This is a genomic window from Agromyces sp. NPDC057679 (genome assembly GCF_042799635.1).
Classification (GTDB): Bacteria; Actinomycetota; Actinomycetes; order Actinomycetales; family Microbacteriaceae; genus Agromyces.
Map to the genome: position 1 here is coordinate 940171 of NZ_JBHVIK010000002.1, position 19827 is coordinate 959997.

Genomic DNA, 19827 nt, shown 5'->3' on the forward strand with positions numbered 1-19827 from the left:
CGGCCTCGTAGTCACCCATAGGTGGGACCTCTCGTCGCCTAGCCACGACGCACCCCGTTCACCGAGTTCTGGTGATAGATGGGCGAGAACCGCCGGCGCAGCCGCCCCAGAGCTTCATCGAACGCGAACAGTTCCAACGCGTCCGCTGCGGCCACCTCGATCTGTTCCGAGTTCTTTCCCCAGAGCACCCGCCCGTCGAGATCCATCTCATTCACCAAATGGTCGACGTCCCGTCGGCGACGTCTGCTCGCTAGATCGACGAGGTTGGCCGGCTCCGGGTCACGACGCTTTAACCGTGGCATCAGGCAGCCCCCCAACGACGAGCAGCAGCACGCTGATGACGCGGGGACTTCTTCTCCTCCGGGGACTCACCAGGCAGGCGGATACCCTCAACGGTTCGGGACAGGGCGGCGTACTGCAACCGCAGCTCGGCAACCAACGGATTGAGCCTGTTCTGACCCGTGGACCCCTTCACCGAAAGCCCCTGCGCCTCTAGAAGTGCCTCGAGCTGTTCGATATGGGCCGACTGCCGCTCAGCAATCGCGAGCAGAGTCGCCTCCCGCTCATCCCACTCGTACTCATCGGGCAACGCCGCATCAAACCGAGCTCGTACATCCAATTCCGTCATCTGTAACGCCTCCTTCCTCATGCGCCTCCACAGCGCGTTGAAGTCGCCGAACCCGACATGGGCCCAGCACCCCGCTGAAAGCCCCCGTACGGGACGCACAACGGCAAAACAAAAACGAACTCAATCGCTATGCAGACAGGGAAATCCACAGCACCTCCCCGCGGGCGATAGGGGAGGGGAGGGGGTTACCCACCCCCTATTTGCGTGGTCTGTCGGCTCGCTCGTATCGGTAGTACTGACGCATGCCGCAGTTGAGGCACACGTCGTAGCCGATTGGTTGTCCGAACGTGTCGACCTCGGTTCGCACGTTCCCGTGGTTGCAGTTGGGGTCGTACTCGTCCGGGTTCGGAGAGTTGGGGGTGAACGTCATGGTCATCGTGCTTTGGTCGGCCACCGGGCGGCGGCATTCCCCTTCTACTATCGGTCGCTCGGTGCCGGCTTCCTTGGGTGGGTACGTGTTTGCCCCGGGGGTGTTGCTCCAGGCCATGGGGGTTCCTTTCGTGGTGGGGGGCGGGACTCTCGGCCCGCCCCCTGTCTTCTCAGCGCCGATAGCCGTTGACGAGGGCGACCCGCGAATCTCTGTCGGCCTGCTTTACGACGCCGCCCGCGACATCACCGACGTAGGCGGTGAACTCACGATCACCGACGCGAAGCGTGATGGTGTTCGGCAATCGCGCGGCAGAAACACCCATCGAAGCCCTCGGGATCGAACTACTTGCAGCAGCCACCGCGAGCCTCTCGGCTGACGCCACACGCGGGCCGATGCTCGGTGCGATGGCCTTGTCCATGACCCCATCCGCGAACTGCGCCATAAGCGCCTGACCGCCCGAGTACACGTCACGCCAACCCGAACCCGAGAACGGGCCACGCTCGGCAGGCGAGTGCGGGAAGAAGCCGGCAACGAAGTCCATGATGCCGCCGACCGCATTACCGACCGGGCGAAGCATCGATGAGATTCCGTCGATGAATCCCTGAATCAGTGATTGACCGGACCCGATGAGAAGTCCGCCGAGGTCACCGACTGCGGACAGAACACGTGAGGGAAGCGACCGTACGAAGCCCACCGCATTATTGATGGAGGAGCTCACGTTTCCGGCCAGGTTCCGGAAGTAGCTGCTGATCGTCACGACCGCCGAGGCGATTCTGGAGCTCAGTTCGCCCACCGATCCGGATGCGCTCATGATCGACTTCATGAAGGCCGGGACCGTGGTGTCGCCTCCGAGGAGGTCGAACACGGACCTTGCGTTGCGGAAGATGTTTGCGAGCAGGTGGGCGCCCTCGAGGAGGATCGGTGCCAGTGCGAGGAACGATGCTGTGGTTGCTGGGAGCGTCTCGACGGCGAGCTCGGCGAGGTCGGGCAGGGATGCTGCGACCGTCTGGGCGATCTCTCCCAGGGCGGGCGCGATCGTTTCGAACGTGTCTGCCAGCATCGGCCCGCTCTTGGTGACGATCTCGTCGAAGACGGGGACCAGCTTGTCGTTTGCGAATGTTGCGAGTGAGGTCATCACGGGCAGCAGTTGAGCGCCGAGCTTCGCTTTCACGTTCTCGAAGTTCGCGGCGAGGATCTTCTGTTGGTTCGCCAACGAACCCGACGTGCGCTCGAAGTCGCCCTGCGCGTCAGCCGACTGCGCAAAGATCTCCGCCTGCGCCGCCAACACCCGCTGCTGCTGAGACAGCGACCCCGTCCCGTCATAGATACCCATCGACAGGGCGCGAGCCTTGATCGTGGCTTCGTCAAGAAGGACACCGTACTGTCGGATCGGTTCGGATTCGCCCCGCAGCGCAGCACCAATTGCGGTGATCGCCTGCTCCGGTGAGGTGTTGTAGAACGACGCGAAGTCGGTGCCGAGGTCAGCCAGATCGGTAGAAAACGTTGCGAGGTCATTGCCGGCGAGGCCGGCCGCTTTCCCGAACACTCCGAAGGTCTGCGCGGCTTGCAACGCTTGGAGCTGGGTCTGCCCAAGCACGTCGGCGCCGCGGTTCGACCATTTGTCGATTGAGGCGGTCGCTTCGTCGCCGAAGACTTGAGCAACTGCTGATTTGGTTTCGGCAATGTCGCCGGCAATGTTGATGCCGTCCATCGCGAAGTCGATTCCCGTGCGGACCGTGTCGGCGATGATGTTGCCGAGCCCGAGGGCAGCGAAGGCCGCAGTGACCGGCAGGGCGAGCTTGCCGATGCCGGCGAGAATGCCGCCTTTCATGCCGCGGCCGGCATCGTCTCCGATACCAGCCCAAACCCCGCTCAGAGTTCCTGACTGCTGGCGGACTGCGGCAGCAGTGCCGTCCATCGACGGCAGCAGTGAGTAGTACGCGGTTGCGAGTTCTGTACCTGCCACGTTCACTCCTTTCGGTTGGAAAGAGCCACACCGCTCAAGAGAGCGCTCAGAGGTGAGCCGGAAACAATGGCCCCGATGGGTAGAAATGCGAAGGGGAGCCACCCAAGTCGGGTGACTCCCCAATTGCGAGAACAGCCTGTGCCGATGTCGGCGAGGGCTGTCATACTGGTTCGAAAATTCACAGTTGTGCGCTCAGGTGTGGGGTGACCCACGGGTCCGCCCACAGCAGTTCGATCCTGCTGGCAGCAGCCACCATCTCATTCGCGTCCGTTCCGATTGCATCTGTCCGTCGATTCACGAAGGCCATCCGCAAGTTCGTTAAGACCGCATGGAAGGAGGTCGCCATGGTAGCTACGCTCACGAGTGCGGCTGCCGCGTCTGGAGACTGGGCCGGCACCTGAGCGCACAACTTGGATAGACCTACTTCGACTTGTTCGGGCGTGCGCCGAGTTCCGTTCGAATCGCGTGCTCAAGATTCTCGACCCGCTGTGCGGCGAGTGGCTCGCGGAACATCGCTTCGAGGTAGTACTTCGCTTGGATCGTGCCGATCGTCGTATCGTCGATCCGAACCCGATAGAAGCCCGTGTAGTTGTGGCCGTAGGGTGCGATGCCGAACTGATCGTCGGGCGGGAACTCCCAGGTCGTGCCCATCGTCGGGACGTCAAGGGCAAGCAGCCGGGTTTGCCAGTCGTACACACGTGCCGTTCGTTCTTCGGCAGCAGTGGTGAAAGCGATGATGGCCTTCTCCACATCGTGCAGAAGACCGATGAAGTGCTCCGGGTCAGTGATCTCAACCGTCTCGATCTCGGTTCGGATCGCCTTGATCGCCTCTTGTCGGGCGGTGACGCGAGCGCTCTCGATCTCTCGCTCGATCTTCTTGACCTTCAGGTCGGCGTATCGGGCCTTCGATTCCTCGGCTTCGACCAGTGCCATGCTGACCTTCTGGTCGCCGTTGATGATCTTCTGCTCGAGAGCGATCGCCTCTGCGCGCGCTGCCTCCGCTTCACCCGCTGCGGTCTCGAGCTGCTGTTCAAGTGCTTCGATGTTCATTCGTTCTCTCCAATCGTCCTGCCCTCGAGCAGGTGGTTCAAGCGGCCCTCACGGAGGGCCTGGTTGATTTCTTCTGGGGTCATTCGAGCGAGGTCCGCTTCGGTCGGAAACGTCGGGATGGGCTCGCGTCGAGGGCGCCCAAGAAGCTCATCGAGGCTCCCCGCATCCAGCGCCGCAGCGATCTGCATCGGAGTCATGCTCTTCAGGTCTTCATGCGTCACCTGTTCAGTCATTTCGATTCCTTCAGGCTTCTTTCGATCTCGCCGAGCACTGCTTGCAGTCGGCACCCGTCGATGCCCGCTTCGACCTCGGGGAAGTTCTTCCGGATCGCGTCGACCATCGATGAGAAATGGGCCAGCGCACCCGCGTAGATTTCTGCGTTCAGGAACGGGTGTTGGGCGTCGATTCGTTCGAGGATCGTCACGCGCTCGGTGTGCGGTATCGGTGCGGCCAATGCTGCGAACGTTTCCGCGGCTACCGCTCTCACGTCGGTGTTGATATCGCTCTTCCGTTCATTCATAAGTTCCTCCTTCGACCGGCCCACCAGCCGGCGTTGACTCGGCCCTCACGGGCGTACAGGTCACACGCGCTGCGGAGTGGGCACAGATTGCAGGTTTCGGTGAGTTCGATCTCGTCGCCGGGCGGGAGCTCGTCAGCTACGAATCGTTCGTCATTGAGGCAGAGCGGGGGAGTGCGTTGCATTGCCTCTTGCAGGGCATCCCAAGCAGCCGCCCCCCTCATCGGTTCCGGCGATTCAGGAATGGGCACGTGGGTTCGTGCATCACTTGGAGCACATAGACGCCGTTGCCGGTATCGACGAGATGGTTCTCACTGGGGCAATCCGGGCACCGGTACGCCGCCGCGAACTCCGTGACGGCGCTCATCGGTTCACCTCCAACCGCACAAGCTCAAATCCGGTGTGCTCCTTGTGACACGGCGCGACGCCACCGCACCCGACGCAATAGCCCGGATCCGCAGTCGACAGTTCGACGGATTCAGACGGTTTCGACGGTTCGATTGGAGTGGTTATTCCCAACTGTCGCCACGCCTTCGCAAACCGCTCACGGAAGTAGCCGCGGTCGTCCGAACCGTTCTTCTCGGAGTGGATCTTGTAGGCCTGCACGAGCATCCGACCGAACCGTTGAGGCGTAAGCCTGCGCCCGTAGGGTGAGTACTCGCCCCAGTAATCCGGGTTGTGATCCACGAGTCGATCAATCAGGGTTGCCGATTGGGCGAAGTCACCCACATGGGGCTTCCACACCTGGAACAAATCAGCCAAAAGGATCAAAGCTGGTGGCCGGTTCAGCAGGCCCTCCTCGCGTTCGATCTCCTGCTCACGGATACCGCGGTGGATCAACTCCCAAACAGTCCCGGGCCAGTCACCTCCAGCGACAGCGGCTACGCGCGCGAGCGGTGCCCACTTCTCCTTGATGCGGCCCGTGCATGCTTCCGGAAGCTCGGGACGGATTGTCCTGACCGAATCTCGAGCGGCATCCATCTGAGCGGAAAGAGCCTCCGCAAGTTCCAGCGCCTCCGGTTCAATTTCCTCCCAGTCGGTCGCTTCAACCTGCCCGAACAGGTCCGGCATTAGCAGAATGCGAATCGAACGCGAACGGGTGTCGTCCGGCAACTGAGGTGCGTTCCCGGCCATCAGGACCGGTGAGAACGTTGGCATCTCAGCGACGTCCCACTCGTCACCCTTGACCTTCACCAACACCGGACGTGTTGCCCCACGCTTGTAGCCCGAATTGATGATGGCGATGAGGTCTTCCACACCCGGCTTCTTGGGGTCTAGGGACCGGTCGACCTCATCGATCAAGATTGTGCGGATCTCCTTGTCGAGCATCCGTGGCAGAAGAGCAGGCGACGAGATGGACGCCGCCTGAATCGGCTTGTGTGCCAACCGTGCACAATGCTCAATCACAGTCGTCTTGCCGGCGCCATACGTAGTCGAGTCGACGACAATCCGTGGAGTGGTGTACGTCTCTCGAGCAACGTAGGTGTGCGCGATCCAGAGGGTCAGGATGTCGGCGTCGGATTCTTCGGTGAAGAGGATGTAAGTGCTCAGCCACCGCCGAACGTCATCCAGAACACCCCGCAGAATCGAACCGTCGAAACCGTCTGCAACCGTCGAACCGTCGATCATCGCGCTTCCACCTCCTCGAAGAATGCCTCCTCAATCGCCTGACCAATACGCGCATCGACGACGTGTTTCGGCTCAGGAAATGCGAGCCGATAGAGGCGGTCGGCGTCGGCGTTCGCGCGCACGTACATAGGCCACAGCCAGTCCAAACAGGCGGACCAGCCGCTAGCCCAGGTCTGCACGTTCCCCTCGTGCTCATCGTCGGCCGGGTACCCCAGCGGGGGGAGTTCGACTGCAGTCATACGCAGCCTCCAAATCAGGTTGCTAGGCGGTCAGCTCCCTCGCGAGGGCGACCAGTGCGTTGTGGACCTCACGCCAGCTCTCGAGTGAGAAATCAGCCGGCCATGCGGTGAGTGCGAGAACGTACCCATCGGGGTAGTTGAGAAACGGTGCAGGAGAGTCCGGGAGCGGCCCCCAGACGTCGTAGGCGCGGAAGATGCGAAGTGCTCTCCATGTCCACGACGTGCTGGGGTCGTCCCAGTCGTCGGTGTCGTCAAGCACCGGACGCTTCCTCGATTGTGCGAAGCTCGGCAGCGGCCGAACCGATGACGTACGCGATCTGCTCGGCTTCTTGGCGAGATTGGTCGGGGTCGAGCTCAGGGACGAGTACCCCTGCACCGTTCGTGTAGTAGACGTCGACTTCGCCCTTGGCGCGTTCGCTCACGCTGTAGAACACGTAGATCTCTTCGATGCGGGCGGTGAATTCTCCGGCGGTCCAGTCGCGTCCGCGGAATGTCACCATGCAGTCGTCCCACGGTTCGCACTCACAGATGTCGACTGCAACTGCCCACGCAGGAAGCTCAAGCGGCCAACGGGGCTTCTCGCCGCGCTCTCTTGCATCCCGCCACTCAGTGAGAATCGTCTCGATCTCAGGGTGTGCACTGGCCCGCTCTATTGCGGGCTGGTCTACGATGTACATATCGGTTCCTTCGTGTTGGTTGGTTCCGTTGATTGCCCGGCCCGGGTTGCAGCCCATTGGCCGGGCATTCCTCTTGTTCAGCAGTCCGCGCACCCCGCGACCGCGTGCAAAACGCATGTTCCAGACGTCTCGCCTGATGCAAGCCCGGGCGCCACGCCTGAGATGACCAAGGCGGGTTCTGGCACGCGCCGAAGACGGGGATTTTGGACGGCGTTAGCGACGGCGACTTCTCCAGTCGGGTCCGCGTAGCTCAGCACGTAGGCGAGCGTCGTAGCCGCAGCTTCAACACTCCCTGCCGTGCGGACATGGCCGCGCACGATCCTGGAGATCTTCGACACTGACAGGTCCAAGCGGTGTTCTTCCACGTAGCTGACGGCTGCGCGGAAGAGCGCTTCGACTGTCTCGGTCGGGCCGTCCTGTTTGTGGTGCCAGGTAGCCGGTGCGCGCATCGGGCTATGCGCTGACGGGCTGGTCCGTGCGGGAGTACAGATTTGCGGCGAGGTACTCTTCGACATCCTCGCGCCGGTACATCACCTTCTTCTTCCCGAACCGGACGAAACGCGGGCCGCCGCCGCGGTATCGCAGCTGAGCGAGAGAAGCCGGCGTCGAATGGACCAGTTCAGCGAGTTCTTCTGGAGTCATCAGGTCAGGCATTTCCACCTCCTTCATAGATGTGACATCACTATGAAAGCATAACTGCAGATCAATGTCAAGTAACTGCAATCACCCGCGTGTCACAGATATGCAGTACCCTCACTTAACGTGACCGAAAAGCGAGATGGCAACCGCCCGAATCTGGATGAGGTTGATCCGAATCTCCTGGACCCCAACGAGGTGCCGGTGCTGGAAATCGGCGGAGGTCTGGGGGTTATCGGTCAAGGCATGCGGGATAACTGGACGGCCGCGCAGATCAACGTGGGCAGCAGGATTGACGTCATCGACGAGCCTGATCTGGAAATCGACCTTGAACTACTCATCGTTTTCGATGGACAAGAGGGCCGCTTCGTCTGCCAAGAAATGACCGGCAGGCGGAGGAATGGTGGGCCAGAGGTTACACAGGCGCGCATTCGTCCGGCTCGAATCGCTGAGTACATCCGCGCTGTCGTTCCCGGTCTTCTGGTGTACATGGACGAACGCGGTCAGTGGCAGCGGTTCGAGTCGTTCGAAAACCTCGTGCCCGCCTTCGTTCGGAGCGAAGCCGCGAAGCACGGCCCGACGCCAGAGACTCTGAAGTGGGCTGCTCGGCTGTATCGGGCCGCGGAGGTCATCAACGCCCACCCGATCAAAGCCGTGACCGAGCAACTCGGGCTCTCGACTCGCACGGCACACAATTGGATCGCCAAAGCGCGCGCGGATGGGTTGCTCGAGATGCGGAGTTCTGGTGGCGACGATTGAGCCGTACCAGAACACTGCCGGCCGGACGCTCTATTCGGTGCGTTACCGATCAGCCGACAGGCGTCAGCGGCGAAAGCGTGGGTTCAAGACCAAGCGCGACGCAGAACGCTACCTGATCTCAGTCGAGTCCGCGAAGGACCGCGGCGAGTGGGTCGACCCTGGGAAGTCGCGTGTGAACGTGGGGGAGTGGGCGGAGCACTGGTACGACGCGCAGATCCAGCTCAAGCCGACGACGCGATCCGGCTACCGGCACGCCCTCGACAAGCACGTGCTGCCGCGCTGGTCGACGACGAAGCTGCAAGACGTGGGTCACGCGGACGTTCAGAAGTGGGTGAATGAGCTCTCGACGAGGCTGGGGCCGAGCGCGACGCGGCAGACGCATCTCGTTCTGGCAGGCATCCTGAAGTTCGCTGTTCGGGATGGGCGTCTGGTGAGGAACCCGTGCGACGACATCCGGCTTCCGCGAATCACACAGAAGGAACGCGGTTATCTCACGCATGAGCAGGTGGCGTCGCTCGCCGCGGCCTCGGAGCCGTACGCCGACGTCATTCAGTTGCTCGCGTACACGGGACTGCGCTGGGGTGAGATGGCCGGCCTCAAGGTGGCTCGTGTCGACCTGCAACGACGTCGCCTGGACATCGCCGAAGCGGTGACAGAGCCGCGTGGCGCCGTCACATGGGGCACACCGAAGACGCACGAGCGCAGATCCGTGCCGTTCCCCGAATTCCTCTCGACGGCACTCGAGGAACGCGTGCGTGGGAAGCGTCCCGACGACCTTGTGTTCGTCGGGACAGACGGAGGAGTTCTCCGGAACAGCAACTTCCGATCCCGCTACTTCGCTAAGGCTCTGAAAACAGCGATGGCCGAAGATGCCGACTTTCCGAAGGTCACCCCGCACGACCTGAGGCACACCGCCGCGAGCCTCGCGGTCAGTGCAGGGGCGAACGTGAAGGCCGTTCAGCGGATGCTTGGGCACAAGTCCGCAGCCATGACCTTGGACGTGTATGCCGACCTGTTTGACGACGATCTGGACGCCGTCGCCGACGCGCTCAACAAGGGTGCTGTGTCCAAAATGTGACCAGCTCGCGGGAGATGTTGCGCAGTTCGTTTCCGGGGCAACAAAAAACCCCCGGATGACCGGGGGTTTTGACTGTGGCTCCGACCGGCATCGATCCGGTGACCTTTCGATTTTCAGTCGAACGCTCTACCAACTGAGCTACAGAGCCTCGAGGTGGAGAAGACCGCCTCGAAAGGAGAAAAGCCCCTTCTCTCGTAAGGGAAAGGGCTTGTCGCCTGAGCGACCCTGACGGGACTTGAACCCGCGACCTCCGCCGTGACAGGGCGGCACGCTAACCAACTGCGCTACAGGGCCTCGAAGTGAAGCTGTTCAATTATATACGCCTTGCAAAGTGACCCCAACGGGATTCGAACCCGTGCTGCCGCCGTGAAAGGGCGGTGTCCTAGGCCACTAAACGATGGGGCCGGAGGTCTCGCTCTTCAGCGCGACCGCCGAGAAGCAAGCATACGTGCTGATTCGCTTCTGCGCAAAACGAGCGCCGCGACGGTGTGAAACACGCGCGCGGGATGCCTCGCGGCGGGCGCCGCGCATCCGCGGACATGCCCGCCAAATCCCCGGAAACGATTGTCGTCATGCCTATCGTGAAGGCTGCCAGTGCCCGGAAACGAGAGCGAGGAGCGCGGGGTCCCGAAGCCCGCGTGGACGGGGAACCATGGACCGCACCACACGACGATCGCAGACCGCCCGAGCTCGAACGAGCCCGCAGGGCCCACCGAGCCTGGCGCGCCGTGCCCTCGCCGGCGCCGCGCTCGTCGCCCTGGCGCTCGTCGGTTCGGTCGCGGTGCCGCAGAGCGCCGTCGCCGCCGACTACCCCAGTTGGGACGAGGTCGAGCAGGCGAAGGCCGACACCGCCGCGGGCGCTGCGGCGGTCGACCAGATCGTCGGGCTCATCGGCGAGCTCGAGGCGAACGTCGAGCAGACACGGCTCGAGGCGCAGCGACGCACCGACGAACTGCTCGTCGCGCAGCAGAAGTACGACGACGCGGTGCGCAAGGCCGATCAGATCCAGGCCGAGGCCGACGCCTCCGCCGCGGAGGCGGCCGAGGCCGAGCAGAACGCCGGGCAGGTGGCCGCACAGCTCTACCGCACGGGCACCGGCGACCTCAGCGTGAACCTCTTCCTCGAGGCGGGCAACGCCACGTCGACCGATGCGCTGCTCTCGAAGCTCGGCAACATGAGCCAGATGGTCGAGCGCAGCTCCGAGGTGTACCGCACCGCGCAGGAGAAGGCGAACTCCGCGCAGTCGCTCGGCGACCAGGCCGAGGTCGCGCAGGGCGAGCGCGAGAAGCTGCGGGTCGCCGCGGAGGCGGCACTGCAGGCGGCGCAGGAGGCGCAGGCGGCCGCGGAGGCGGCGCTCGCCGAGTCGCAGGCGAAGAAGGTCGAGCTGGAGGCGCAGCTGGCCTTCCTGAAGGACGCCGAGGCGAAGACCACGGCGGCCTACGAGGAGGGCGAGCGCAAGCGCAAGGAGGAAGAGGAGCGCAAGCGCAAGGAGGAGGAGCGCCGTCGCAAGGAGGCGATGGAGAACGGCTCGCCCGGCGGGGTCGCGACCTCGGGCTGGGCGCTGCCGGCTTCGGGCTGGATCTCGGGCGACTACGGTCCTCGCGAGGTCATCTGCGGCGGCGGCTACTGCTCGAACCCCTTCCACTACGCGACCGACATCGCGACCGGCTGCTGGTCGCCGATCTACGCCGCCAACAGCGGCACGGTCACCTACTCGGGCTGGTCGGGCAGCTACGGCAACTTCGTCAAGATCAACCACGGCGGAGGCATCTCGACGGGCTACGCCCACATCGTCGACGGCGGGCTGCTCGTCGGCTCGGGGCAATGGGTCTCGGCCGGGCAGCAGATCGCCTGGTCCGGAACGACCGGCGCCTCGACCGGCTGCCACCTGCACTTCGAGGTCTACGACGGCTGGCAGCGCATCGATCCCGTGCCGTTCATGGCGAACCGGGGCGTCTACCTTGGCTGAGCACCGCACCCGGCCCATCTCGCGGGTGAAGCCCGCGACCGTCTTCTCGGCCGTGGCCGTCGGCGCGGTGACCGCTTCGGTCGGCCTCGTCGGCCCGCCGGCGGCGGCCGAGCCCGACTACCCGTCCTGGGGCGAGATCGAGCAGGCCAAGCAGAACGAGGCGACGAAGCAGGCCGAGATCGGCCGGCTGGGCGAACTGCTCGCGGGCCTGCAGCAGACGGCGGATGCCGCGGTGCAGGTCTCGATGGTCGCGGACGAGGCGTATCGCGTGGCCGTCGACGAGCGCGACCGCGCGGCCGAGCGTGTGAAGACCCTCGGCAAGCAGGCCGACGAGGCCGAGGCGGTCGCCGAGATCTCGAGGATGCGCGCGGGCCTGCTCGCGGCACACCTCGCCCGGACCGCCGGCAAGGATCTCTCAGCCGAACTCGTCTTCAGCGGCGACGACGTCGACGGGCTGCTGAAGCAGCTCGGCCTCGCGTCCAAGCTCGGCGAGCAGTCGCAGGGCGTCTACGAGCAGGCCGAGAGCGACCGCAACGCCGCCGAGTCGCTGCGGGCGCAGGCGGTCGAGGCCGAGGCCGAGCACGAACGGCTCACCGCGCTCGCGGAGACCCGTGCCGACGAGGCCCGAGCCGCGGCCGATGCGGCGCTCGCCGCGGTGGCCGCGGCCGAGCAGCGTTCGGCGGAGCTGTACGCGCAGCTCGCCTCGCTGAAGGACACGACGGCGGCACTCGAGCGCGAGCGGGTCGAGGGGCAGGCCCGCGAGGCCGCGGAGGCGGCGCTCGAAGAAGCCGAGGAGGCGGAATCCGGCGGCGGCTCGAACGGCGGGGGATCCGGCAGCGGTTCCAACAACGGCGGCGGTTCCAACGGCGGCGGCTCGAACGGCGGCGGCGGTTCGAACGGCGGCGGCTCGGCCCCGAACCCGAACCCGAAGCCGCCGAACCAGAACGCCGTCGAGTCGGCGATCGCCTTCGCGCGGCAGCAGCTCGGCGAGCGCTACGTGCTCGGCGGCGCCGGCCCCGACGTGTGGGACTGCTCGGGCCTCACCCGCGAGGCATACGGCTACGCGGGCATCGGCATCGGCACCCACTCGGCGACGAACCAGTACTCCACGCTCGCCGGGCGCGGCAAGGCCGTTTCGCTCGGCAGCATCCAGCGCGGCGACCTGCTCTTCTGGGGATCCGGCGGCGACTACTACCACGTCGCCATCTACCTCGGCGGCGGGCGCATCCTCGAGGCCCCGCGCGAGGGCGTGCCGGTGCGCGAGTACTTCATCTGGGGCAGCCCCTCGGCCGCGGCGCGGCCGGCCGGCTGACCCGGGAACGACGAAGGGGGCGAGCCGTACGGCTCGCCCCCTTCGCTGCGTCGGATGCCACGTGGCATCCGCGGAGCTCGATCGCTCAGTGACCGGGGAAGGCCTCGATCGCCTTCTGGATGAGCGCCTCGGCCTCGGCGGCGTTCGCCCAGCCCTCGGTCTTGACCCACTTGCCGGGCTCGAGGTCCTTGTAGTGCTCGAAGAAGTGCTCGATCTCCTTGCGCGTGAACTCGGGGATCGAGTCGACGTCCTGGATGTGGTTCCAGCGCGGGTCGCCCGCGGGCACCGCGATGACCTTGGCGTCGCCGCCGCCGTCGTCGGTCATGTGGAAGACGCCGACCGGGCGCACCTTCACGCCGACGCCCGGGAAGAGCGGGTACTCGAGGAGGACGAGCACGTCCAGCGGGTCGCCGTCGTCACCGAGGGTGTTCTCGAAGAAGCCGTAGTCGGTCGGGTAGACGAAGCCGGTGTAGAGCACGCGGTCGAGGAACACCCGGCCGGTCTCGTGGTCGACCTCGTACTTGTTGCGGCTCCCCTTGGGGATCTCGATGACGGCGTTGTACTCGCCCATGCGTTGGGTTCTCCTGTTCTGGAAGTCTCGCCGGGCGCTCGGCACGCGGCGGAATAAGGTTACCCCGATGCCTTCTGACCAGCACATGGATGCCGCGGGCCCCCGCCGCCCGCGATTGACCCCGCCGATCGCCGACGTCCGTCGCGCGGTGCGCGCGATGCTGCCCGACGTCGGAACGGTGCTGGTGGCGCTCTCGGGCGGTGCCGACTCGCTCGCGCTCGCCGCGGCCGCCGCCTTCGAGGCGCCGCGTGCGGGCGTCGCGGCGGGCGCGGTGGTCGTCGACCACGGCCTGCAGCCCGGCTCGGCCGAGGTCGCGGAGCGCGCCGCGCGCGCCGCCCGCGAGCTCGGGCTCGACCCGGTGCTCGTGCGGCACGTCGAGGTGGGCGACGAGGGCGGGCCCGAGGCATCCGCCCGCATCGCTCGGTACGCCGCGCTCGACGCGGCCGCCCGCGAGACGGGCGCCGCGCTCGTGCTGCTCGGGCACACGCTCGACGACCAGGCCGAGTCCGTGCTGCTCGGCCTCGCCCGCGGCTCGGGCGCCGCGAGCCTGTCCGGCATGGCCCCGGTCTCGGGGCGCTACGCGCGGCCGCTCCTCGGCATCCGGCGCGCGACGACCCGGCAGGCCTGCCTCGATGCGGGGCTCGAGCCGTGGGACGACCCGCACAACCTCGACCCGGCCTACGCGCGGGTGCGGGTGCGCGAGCGGGTGCTGCCCGTGCTCGAGGCCGAGCTCGGCCCGGGCATCGCCGAGGCGCTCGCACGCACCGCCGAGCAGTTGCGCGAGGACGACGCGGCGTTCGCCGAGCAGATCGAGGAGTTCATCGAGGAGATCTGCGAACCCGCCGAGGCCGGCATCGCCGTCTCGGTGGCCGCGCTCGCCGCGAACCCGGCCGCGCTCAGGCAGCGCATCATCCGGCACGTCGTCGCGAGCGAGTTCGGGGTCTCGCTGAGCCGCACGCAGACGCTCGAGGTGGCGAGGCTCGTCACCGAGTGGCACGGGCAGGGGCCGATCGACCTGCCCGGCGGCGCGCTCGTCACGCGCGCGGGCGCGCACCTCGTGTTCTCGACGACCGGGTCGACCGAGGTCCTCGAGCACGACCACTGATCGCGACGGTGTCTCGTTTAGGATTTACGCATGGATGCGCGCGAGATTCAGGCCGACCTCACCGAGACCCTCGTCACCGAGGCCGAGATCCACGCGAAGCTCGCCGAACTCGCCAGGCGGATCGAAGCCGACTACGACGGCAAGGACCTGCTGCTCGTCGGCGTCCTCAAGGGCGCCGTCATGGTCATGGCCGACCTCGCCCGCGAGCTCAGGAGCCACGTCAACATGGACTGGATGGCCGTCTCCTCGTACGGCGCGGGCACGCAGTCGAGCGGTGTCGTCCGCATCCTGAAGGACCTCGACGCCGACCTCACCGGCCGCCACGTGCTCATCGTCGAGGACATCATCGACTCGGGGCTCACCCTCAGCTGGCTGCTCGGCAACCTCGAGTCGCGCGGTGCGGAGTCGGTCGAGATCTGCGCCCTGTTCCGCAAGCCCGACGCCGCCAAGGTCGAGGTCGGCGTGAAGTACCTCGGCTTCGACATCCCCAACCAGTTCGTCGTCGGCTACGGCCTCGACTACGCCGAGCGCTACCGCAACCTGCGCGACGTCGCGATCCTCGCGCCGCACGTCTACAGCTGAGCCCGTCGGCTCCGAGCCACCCGGACTGGGGTGGACCCGGGCCACTGCGGCACGGCGACCGACGCCCTAGAGTCGTGCCATGGGCGAGGGCGGACGCCGGAGCAGACTGCGTGACGCTGCCGCCGCCTTCGCCAGCAACGCGCAGAACCCGAACCTCCGACGCGCCCAGCTGAGCTTCCTCGGCGCGTGGACCGCCGAATGGGCGTTCACCGTGGCGCTCGGCATCGTCGCCTACCGCGACGGCGGCGCCGCCGCGCTCGGGCTCGTCGGGCTCCTCAGGATGGTGCCCTCGGCGATCTTCGCCCCGCTCCTCTCGCCCATCGCCGACCGCGGGCGACGGGAGCGCGTGCTCATCCTCGTCTCGGTCGTGCGCGGCGTCGCGACCGCCGCCGCCGCGGTCGTCGTCGCCGTGGCCGGGCCGCCGGCGGTCGTCTACGCGCTCGCCGTGCTCTCGACGATCGCGGCGACGCTGTACCGGCCGGCGCACTCGGCGCTCCTGCCCTCGCTCTGCCGCACCGGCTACGAACTCGCGAGCGCCAACATGGTGCGCGGGCTCCTCGACTCCGCCGCGACCCTCGTCGGGCCCCTGCTCGCCGCGGTGCTGCTGCAGTTCGCCGGCGTCGACGTCGTGTTCGCGGTCGCGGCGGCCGCCTCGTTCTGGGCGGCGGCGCTGCTCGTCCGGCTCCGCTACGAGGCGCCGCCGCGGCCGGCCGCACCGGCACGCCGCAACCTCGCCGCCGAAGCGCTCGACGGCCTCCGGGCGGTCGCCCGGAGCCGCGGGCTGCTGCTCATCCTCGGGCTCGCCTCGGCGCAGGCGCTCACGCGCGGCGCGCTGACCGTGCTCTCCGTCGTGGTGGCGATCGAGCTGCTGGGCACCGGCGAACCCGGGGTCGGCGCCCTCATGACCGCGGTCGGCGTCGGCGCGGTGCTCGGCTCGCTCGCGGCCTCCCTGCTCGTCGGCACGGGACGCCTGGGCGCCTGGTTCGCGGTCGGCGTCGGCCTCTGGGGCCTTCCGCTGACGCTCGTCGGCCTCGCGCCGCAGGGCTCGACCGCGCTGGGGTTGCTCGCATTCATCGGCGTCGGCAACGCGCTGATCGACCTCGCCGGGTTCACGCTGATCGGCCGGCTGGCCCCCGACGACGTGCTCGCGCGGGTCTTCGGCGTGCTCGAGAGCCTCGTCGCGGTCTTCATCGGCATCGGTGCCGTCGTCGCATCGACGATGGTCGACCTGCTCGGCGTGCAGACCGCGCTCATCGTCATCGGGCTCCTGTGCCCGGTGCTCGCGGTACTGACGTGGCATCCGCTGCGCCGTCTCGACCGTTCGGTGGGCGAGCTCGACGACGAGGTGCGACTGCTGCGGGAGGTGGCGATGTTCCGCACCCTGCCGCTTCCCTCCGTCGAGCAGCTCGCGCGCGGCCTCGAGCCCGTCACGATCGCGCGCGGCGACCCCGTGTTCAGGCAGGGCGATCTCGGCGACCGCTACTACCTCATCGAGTCGGGCCGCGCCGAGGTGGTGGGCGACGGGCGGGTGGTGGCGACGCTCGGGCCGGGGGAGGGCTTCGGCGAGATCGCGCTGCTGCGTCGCACCCGGCGCACGGCGACCGTCACCGCCGCCACCGAGCTCCGGCTGCGTGCGCTCGCCCCCGACCGCTTCCTGCCCGTCGTGCTCGGCTACACGCCCAGCGCGCAGCAGGCCGCCGCCGAGGTCGACGGCCGCCTCGAACGCTACGAGCCGAGCGAACGCTCCGACGAGCCGCCGGGCACCCCCGATTCGCGGGGTTGAGGCGGCGGGGGAACGGTGACACGCTGTGCGAATGGAGTCCGGCCGGGCGGTACTGCTGATCGCCGACATCGGTGGCTACACCGACTACATGAGCTCCCATCGGTTCAGCCTCGCGCACGCCGAGGTCAACACGGCGCGCATGCTCGACAAGATGATCGACGCCGCACCCGGCTACGACCTCATCGAGATCGAGGGCGATGCGGCCTTCCTCTCGCGACAGGCCGACGGCGATTCGGATGCCGCGGTCGCCGAGATCCTCCGGACCGCCGTCGCGATGCACCGGGCCTTCCACCTCGAGCGGCAGAACGTCGCCGCGAACCTCTGCCCCTGCGCGGGGTGCAAGGAGGCCGCCGAGCTCAAGCTCAAGTTCGTCGCGCACGTCGGCGACGTGGCCACGCAGACGATCCGCGAGCGAATCAAGCTCGTCGGCATCGACGTCATCCACGTGCACCGCATGCTGAAGAACCCCGTCGCGATCCCCGAGTACGTGCTGCTCTCCGACGAGCTCCACCGGACCGGTGCGGGCGCACTGCCCGCCGAGGTGCACGAGATCTCGCAGGACCTCGAGGGCATCGGCACGGTCCGGGCGTACTTCGTCGACGTCGGCGACCTCGACGGCGAGCTCCCGGCGCTGCCGGGGCCATCCGTTCGCGGGCGACTCGGGCGCACCTTCGCGGCGGCCGGACTCGGCATGCCGTACCTGCTGGGCCTGCGCAAGAGCCGACGCGAGACGGCGACGGGCTGAACGCGGCGCGGTGCGCTGCTCGCTGCGCTGCGCGCTTTTCAGCGGTTGCGCTCGTCGGTTCGCTTCACGCGCTGCGCGCGTTCAGCGACTGTGCTCGTCGGTCAGCTTCACGCGCTGCGCGCTTTCAGCGAACAGGCAGCCGCCGTCCAGTACCGCCGTTGTAGCCTTGCAGGATCATGAACATGAAGAAGGTCTTCCGCGGGCCGATCATCTACATCCTGCTCGCGATCGTCGCCGTGTGGATCGGCTCGAGCCTCATCACCGCGTCCGGCTTCAAAGAGGTGTCGACGCAGCAGGGCCTCGAGCTGCTGAGCGACGGCAAGGTCGCCGCCGTGAAGATCGTCGACGGCGAGAACCGCGTCGACCTCACCCTCGCCAAGGAGGACGAGGAGCTCGGCAAGCAGGTGCAGTTCTACTACGTCACGCCCCGCGGCGCCGACGTGGTCGCGGCCGTCGACCAGGCCGACCCGAAGGACGGCTACAACGACGAGGTGCCGCAGCCGAACTGGTTCATGTCGATGCTCGGCATCCTCCTGCCGCTGCTGCTCATCGGCGTCTTCTTCTGGATCATGCTGTCGGGCATGCAGGGCGGCGGCAACCGCGTCATGCAGTTCGGCAAGTCGAAGGCGAAGCTCGTCTCGAAGGAGAGCCCGAAGGTCACCTTCGACGACGTCGCCGGTGCGAGCGAGGCGATCGAGGAGCTCCACGAGATCAAGGAGTTCCTGAAGGAGCCAGCGAAGTTCCAGGCCGTCGGCGCCCGCATCCCGAAGGGCGTGCTGCTGTACGGCCCTCCCGGCACCGGCAAGACCCTGCTGGCCCGCGCCGTCGCCGGCGAGGCGGGCGTGCCCTTCTACTCGATCTCGGGTTCCGACTTCGTCGAGATGTTCGTCGGCGTCGGTGCGAGCCGCGTGCGCGACCTCTTCGACCAGGCCAAGCAGAACGCGCCGGCCATCATCTTCGTCGACGAGATCGACGCGGTCGGCCGTCACCGCGGCGCCGGCCTCGGCGGCGGGCACGACGAGCGCGAGCAGACCCTGAACCAGCTGCTCGTCGAGATGGACGGCTTCGACCCGAAGACCAACGTCATCCTCATCGCGGCGACGAACCGCCCCGACATCCTCGACCCGGCGCTGCTGCGCCCCGGCCGCTTCGACCGCCAGATCGGCGTCGACGCCCCCGACCTCAAGGGCCGCCAGAAGATCCTCGAGGTGCACTCGAAGGGCAAGCCGCTCGCGCACGGCGTCGACCTCGAGGTGCTCGCACGCAAGACGCCCGGCTTCACGGGCGCCGACCTCGCGAACGTGCTCAACGAGGCCGCGCTGCTCACCGCCCGTTCGAACGCGCAGCTCATCGACAACCGGGCGCTCGACGAGGCCGTCGACCGCGTCATCGCCGGCCCGCAGCGCCGCTCCCGCGTCATGAAGGACAAGGAGAAGCTCATCACCGCGTACCACGAGGGCGGCCACGCCCTCGCCGCGGCGGCGATGAACTACACCGACCCCGTGACGAAGATCACGATCCTCCCGCGTGGCCGGGCCCTCGGGTACACGATGGTCATGCCGCTCGAAGACAAGTACTCCGTCACCCGCAACGAGCTGCTCGACCAGCTCACCTACGCCATGGGCGGCCGCGTCGCCGAGGAGATCGTGTTCCACGACCCCTCGACCGGTGCCTCGAACGACATCGAGAAGGCCACCTCGACGGCCCGCAAGATGGTCACCGAGTACGGCATGTCGGCGAACGTCGGCGCGGTCAAGCTCGGCCAGTCGCAGGGCGAGGTGTTCCTCGGTCGCGACATGGGCCACCAGCGCGACTACTCGGAGGAGATCGCGGAGAAGGTCGACATCGAGGTGCGCACCCTCATCGAGCAGGCGCACGACGAGGCGTGGCAGGTGCTCAACGACAACCGCGACATCCTCGACAAGCTCGCGGCCGAGCTGCTCGAGCACGAGACGCTCGACCACAACCAGATCGCCGAGATCTTCAAGGACGTCCGCAAGCTGCCCGAGCGCCCGCTGTGGCTCTCGAGCGACAAGCGCCCGGTCTCCGACATCCCGCCGATCACGTTCCCCGAAGACAAGCTGCCCATCGACCAGGGCGCCGTCGACGGCGGCGTCGACTCGAGCGAGCTGCCCGAGGAGACGCCCGCGGCTCGCTCGCCGCGGTCGAACCCCCGACCGGCGACGGCCTGACCGCCGCCCGGCTGAAGGG

22 protein-coding genes and 3 tRNA genes are annotated in these 19827 nt (G+C 66.8%); 9 read left to right on the forward strand and 16 right to left on the reverse strand.

All coding sequences use genetic code 11. From position 1 onward, the window contains the following. Window positions 1–38 precede the first annotated feature (38 nt). From ACFVAJ_RS11200 to ACFVAJ_RS11255, 12 genes are all read right to left on the reverse strand, one after another. Window positions 39–206, reverse strand: a complete 168-nt coding sequence (locus tag ACFVAJ_RS11200; protein ID WP_376944102.1) for a hypothetical protein — start codon at window positions 204–206, stop codon at window positions 39–41. A gap of 95 nt (window positions 207–301) precedes the next feature. After that, complete coding sequence (locus ACFVAJ_RS11205; RefSeq protein WP_376944104.1) at window positions 302–628, reverse strand: hypothetical protein; 327 nt, start codon at window positions 626–628, stop codon at window positions 302–304. Between the two features lie 196 nt (window positions 629–824). Then, window positions 825–1115, reverse strand: coding sequence for a hypothetical protein (locus ACFVAJ_RS11210; protein WP_376944106.1), 291 nt, complete (start codon window positions 1113–1115; stop codon window positions 825–827). 52 nt (window positions 1116–1167) lie between these two features. Continuing rightward, a complete protein-coding gene (locus tag ACFVAJ_RS11215) occupies window positions 1168–2964 on the reverse strand; it encodes a hypothetical protein (protein ID WP_376944108.1) in 1797 nt (598 codons plus the stop codon). A 420-nt stretch (window positions 2965–3384) separates the two neighbouring features. Further along, the gene (locus ACFVAJ_RS11220; protein WP_376944110.1) at window positions 3385–4014 is read right to left on the reverse strand and encodes a hypothetical protein; all 630 of its coding nucleotides are present in this window, start codon (window positions 4012–4014) and stop codon (window positions 3385–3387) included. Next, window positions 4011–4247 (reverse strand): hypothetical protein, encoded by a 237-nt coding sequence (locus ACFVAJ_RS11225; protein WP_376944112.1) that lies wholly within the window; start codon window positions 4245–4247, stop codon window positions 4011–4013. Before ACFVAJ_RS11225 ends, ACFVAJ_RS11220 begins: the two co-directional genes overlap by 4 nt. Continuing rightward, on the reverse strand, window positions 4244–4534 hold the full coding sequence (locus ACFVAJ_RS11230) for a hypothetical protein (protein ID WP_376944114.1): 291 nt from the start codon (window positions 4532–4534) through the stop codon (window positions 4244–4246). Before ACFVAJ_RS11230 ends, ACFVAJ_RS11225 begins: the two co-directional genes overlap by 4 nt. A 360-nt stretch (window positions 4535–4894) precedes the next feature. Continuing rightward, on the reverse strand, window positions 4895–6160 hold the full coding sequence (locus tag ACFVAJ_RS11235) for a DUF3631 domain-containing protein (RefSeq protein ID WP_376944116.1): 1266 nt from the start codon (window positions 6158–6160) through the stop codon (window positions 4895–4897). Next, window positions 6157–6399: a hypothetical protein gene (locus tag ACFVAJ_RS11240; RefSeq protein WP_376944118.1), complete on the reverse strand. Its 243-nt coding sequence runs from the start codon at window positions 6397–6399 to the stop codon at window positions 6157–6159. The genes ACFVAJ_RS11235 and ACFVAJ_RS11240 overlap by 4 nt, the downstream gene beginning before the upstream one ends. Before the next feature lie 22 nt (window positions 6400–6421). Further along, window positions 6422–6658, reverse strand: a complete 237-nt coding sequence (locus ACFVAJ_RS11245; protein WP_376944120.1) for a hypothetical protein — start codon at window positions 6656–6658, stop codon at window positions 6422–6424. Then, on the reverse strand, window positions 6651–7076 hold the full coding sequence (locus tag ACFVAJ_RS11250) for a hypothetical protein (protein ID WP_376944122.1): 426 nt from the start codon (window positions 7074–7076) through the stop codon (window positions 6651–6653). Before ACFVAJ_RS11250 ends, ACFVAJ_RS11245 begins: the two co-directional genes overlap by 8 nt. Window positions 7077–7529: 453 nt before the next feature. Further along, window positions 7530–7730, reverse strand: a complete 201-nt coding sequence (locus ACFVAJ_RS11255) for a helix-turn-helix transcriptional regulator (protein WP_376944124.1) — start codon at window positions 7728–7730, stop codon at window positions 7530–7532. A gap of 108 nt (window positions 7731–7838) precedes the next feature. Between ACFVAJ_RS11255 and ACFVAJ_RS11260 the strand changes: the two genes are divergently transcribed. Both ACFVAJ_RS11260 and ACFVAJ_RS11265 read left to right on the forward strand, forming a co-directional pair. Further along, window positions 7839–8471 (forward strand): hypothetical protein, encoded by a 633-nt coding sequence (locus ACFVAJ_RS11260; RefSeq protein WP_376944126.1) that lies wholly within the window; start codon window positions 7839–7841, stop codon window positions 8469–8471. After that, on the forward strand, window positions 8458–9549 hold the full coding sequence (locus ACFVAJ_RS11265) for a tyrosine-type recombinase/integrase (protein WP_376944128.1): 1092 nt from the start codon (window positions 8458–8460) through the stop codon (window positions 9547–9549). Before ACFVAJ_RS11260 ends, ACFVAJ_RS11265 begins: the two co-directional genes overlap by 14 nt. Before the next feature lie 75 nt (window positions 9550–9624). Here ACFVAJ_RS11265 and ACFVAJ_RS11270 read toward each other — a convergent pair. The 3 genes from ACFVAJ_RS11270 to ACFVAJ_RS11280 all read right to left on the reverse strand — a co-directional run bounded on the left by ACFVAJ_RS11270 (window position 9625) and on the right by ACFVAJ_RS11280 (window position 9954). Continuing rightward, window positions 9625–9697, reverse strand: a tRNA-Phe gene (locus ACFVAJ_RS11270). Window positions 9698–9769: 72 nt separating this feature from the next. Then, a tRNA-Asp gene (locus tag ACFVAJ_RS11275) sits at window positions 9770–9843 on the reverse strand. A 38-nt stretch (window positions 9844–9881) separates the two neighbouring features. Then, window positions 9882–9954 (reverse strand) — tRNA-Glu (locus tag ACFVAJ_RS11280). A 247-nt stretch (window positions 9955–10201) separates the two neighbouring features. Here ACFVAJ_RS11280 and ACFVAJ_RS11285 point away from each other — a divergent pair. Both ACFVAJ_RS11285 and ACFVAJ_RS11290 read left to right on the forward strand, forming a co-directional pair. After that, a complete protein-coding gene (locus ACFVAJ_RS11285; protein WP_376944130.1) occupies window positions 10202–11518 on the forward strand; it encodes a M23 family metallopeptidase in 1317 nt (438 codons plus the stop codon). Then, entirely contained in the window at window positions 11511–12830 is a 1320-nt protein-coding gene (locus tag ACFVAJ_RS11290) for an NlpC/P60 family protein (protein ID WP_376944132.1), read from the forward strand. The genes ACFVAJ_RS11285 and ACFVAJ_RS11290 overlap by 8 nt, the downstream gene beginning before the upstream one ends. An 85-nt stretch (window positions 12831–12915) precedes the next feature. Here the strand turns inward: ACFVAJ_RS11290 and ppa are convergent, their stop codons facing one another. Next, window positions 12916–13401, reverse strand: a complete 486-nt coding sequence (gene ppa / locus ACFVAJ_RS11295) for an inorganic diphosphatase (protein WP_231429998.1) — start codon at window positions 13399–13401, stop codon at window positions 12916–12918. A 67-nt stretch (window positions 13402–13468) separates the two neighbouring features. Between ppa and tilS the strand changes: the two genes are divergently transcribed. The 5 genes from tilS (at window position 13469) to ftsH (ending at window position 19808) form a co-directional block, all read left to right on the forward strand. Next, complete coding sequence (tilS, locus tag ACFVAJ_RS11300; protein ID WP_376944134.1) at window positions 13469–14506, forward strand: tRNA lysidine(34) synthetase TilS; 1038 nt, start codon at window positions 13469–13471, stop codon at window positions 14504–14506. A gap of 30 nt (window positions 14507–14536) precedes the next feature. Then, the gene (gene hpt, locus ACFVAJ_RS11305; protein ID WP_376944136.1) at window positions 14537–15088 is read left to right on the forward strand and encodes a hypoxanthine phosphoribosyltransferase; all 552 of its coding nucleotides are present in this window, start codon (window positions 14537–14539) and stop codon (window positions 15086–15088) included. Window positions 15089–15167: 79 nt separating this feature from the next. Then, entirely contained in the window at window positions 15168–16871 is a 1704-nt protein-coding gene (locus ACFVAJ_RS11310; protein WP_376944138.1) for an MFS transporter, read from the forward strand. 31 nt (window positions 16872–16902) lie between these two features. Beyond that, window positions 16903–17616, forward strand: a complete 714-nt coding sequence (locus ACFVAJ_RS11315) for a DUF2652 domain-containing protein (protein WP_376944140.1) — start codon at window positions 16903–16905, stop codon at window positions 17614–17616. A 176-nt stretch (window positions 17617–17792) separates the two neighbouring features. Beyond that, a complete protein-coding gene (gene ftsH, locus ACFVAJ_RS11320) occupies window positions 17793–19808 on the forward strand; it encodes an ATP-dependent zinc metalloprotease FtsH (protein WP_376944142.1) in 2016 nt (671 codons plus the stop codon). The last annotated feature ends 19 nt before the right edge of the window (window positions 19809–19827 follow it).

Bases quoted from the DNA above. Each gene is read 5' to 3' on its own strand.
- ACFVAJ_RS11220 (WP_376944110.1), bottom strand. From the start codon at position 4,014: ATGAACATCGAAGCACTTGAACAGCAGCTCGAGACCGCAGCGGGTGAA.
- ACFVAJ_RS11250 (WP_376944122.1), bottom strand. From the start codon at position 7,076: ATGTACATCGTAGACCAGCCCGCAATAGAGCGGGCCAGTGCACACCCT.
- ACFVAJ_RS11310 (WP_376944138.1), top strand. From the start codon at position 15,168: ATGGGCGAGGGCGGACGCCGGAGCAGACTGCGTGACGCTGCCGCCGCC.
- ACFVAJ_RS11315 (WP_376944140.1), top strand. From the start codon at position 16,903: ATGGAGTCCGGCCGGGCGGTACTGCTGATCGCCGACATCGGTGGCTAC.
- hpt (WP_376944136.1), top strand. From the start codon at position 14,537: ATGGATGCGCGCGAGATTCAGGCCGACCTCACCGAGACCCTCGTCACC.
- ACFVAJ_RS11235 (WP_376944116.1), bottom strand. From the start codon at position 6,160: ATGATCGACGGTTCGACGGTTGCAGACGGTTTCGACGGTTCGATTCTG.
- ACFVAJ_RS11225 (WP_376944112.1), bottom strand. From the start codon at position 4,247: ATGACTGAACAGGTGACGCATGAAGACCTGAAGAGCATGACTCCGATG.
- ACFVAJ_RS11210 (WP_376944106.1), bottom strand. From the start codon at position 1,115: ATGGCCTGGAGCAACACCCCCGGGGCAAACACGTACCCACCCAAGGAA.
- ACFVAJ_RS11240 (WP_376944118.1), bottom strand. From the start codon at position 6,399: ATGACTGCAGTCGAACTCCCCCCGCTGGGGTACCCGGCCGACGATGAG.
- ACFVAJ_RS11255 (WP_376944124.1), bottom strand. From the start codon at position 7,730: ATGCCTGACCTGATGACTCCAGAAGAACTCGCTGAACTGGTCCATTCG.
- tilS (WP_376944134.1), top strand. From the start codon at position 13,469: ATGCCTTCTGACCAGCACATGGATGCCGCGGGCCCCCGCCGCCCGCGA.
- ppa (WP_231429998.1), bottom strand. From the start codon at position 13,401: ATGGGCGAGTACAACGCCGTCATCGAGATCCCCAAGGGGAGCCGCAAC.
- ACFVAJ_RS11205 (WP_376944104.1), bottom strand. From the start codon at position 628: ATGACGGAATTGGATGTACGAGCTCGGTTTGATGCGGCGTTGCCCGAT.
- ACFVAJ_RS11200 (WP_376944102.1), bottom strand. From the start codon at position 206: ATGGATCTCGACGGGCGGGTGCTCTGGGGAAAGAACTCGGAACAGATC.
- ACFVAJ_RS11230 (WP_376944114.1), bottom strand. From the start codon at position 4,534: ATGAATGAACGGAAGAGCGATATCAACACCGACGTGAGAGCGGTAGCC.
- ftsH (WP_376944142.1), top strand. From the start codon at position 17,793: ATGAACATGAAGAAGGTCTTCCGCGGGCCGATCATCTACATCCTGCTC.
- ACFVAJ_RS11285 (WP_376944130.1), top strand. From the start codon at position 10,202: ATGGACCGCACCACACGACGATCGCAGACCGCCCGAGCTCGAACGAGC.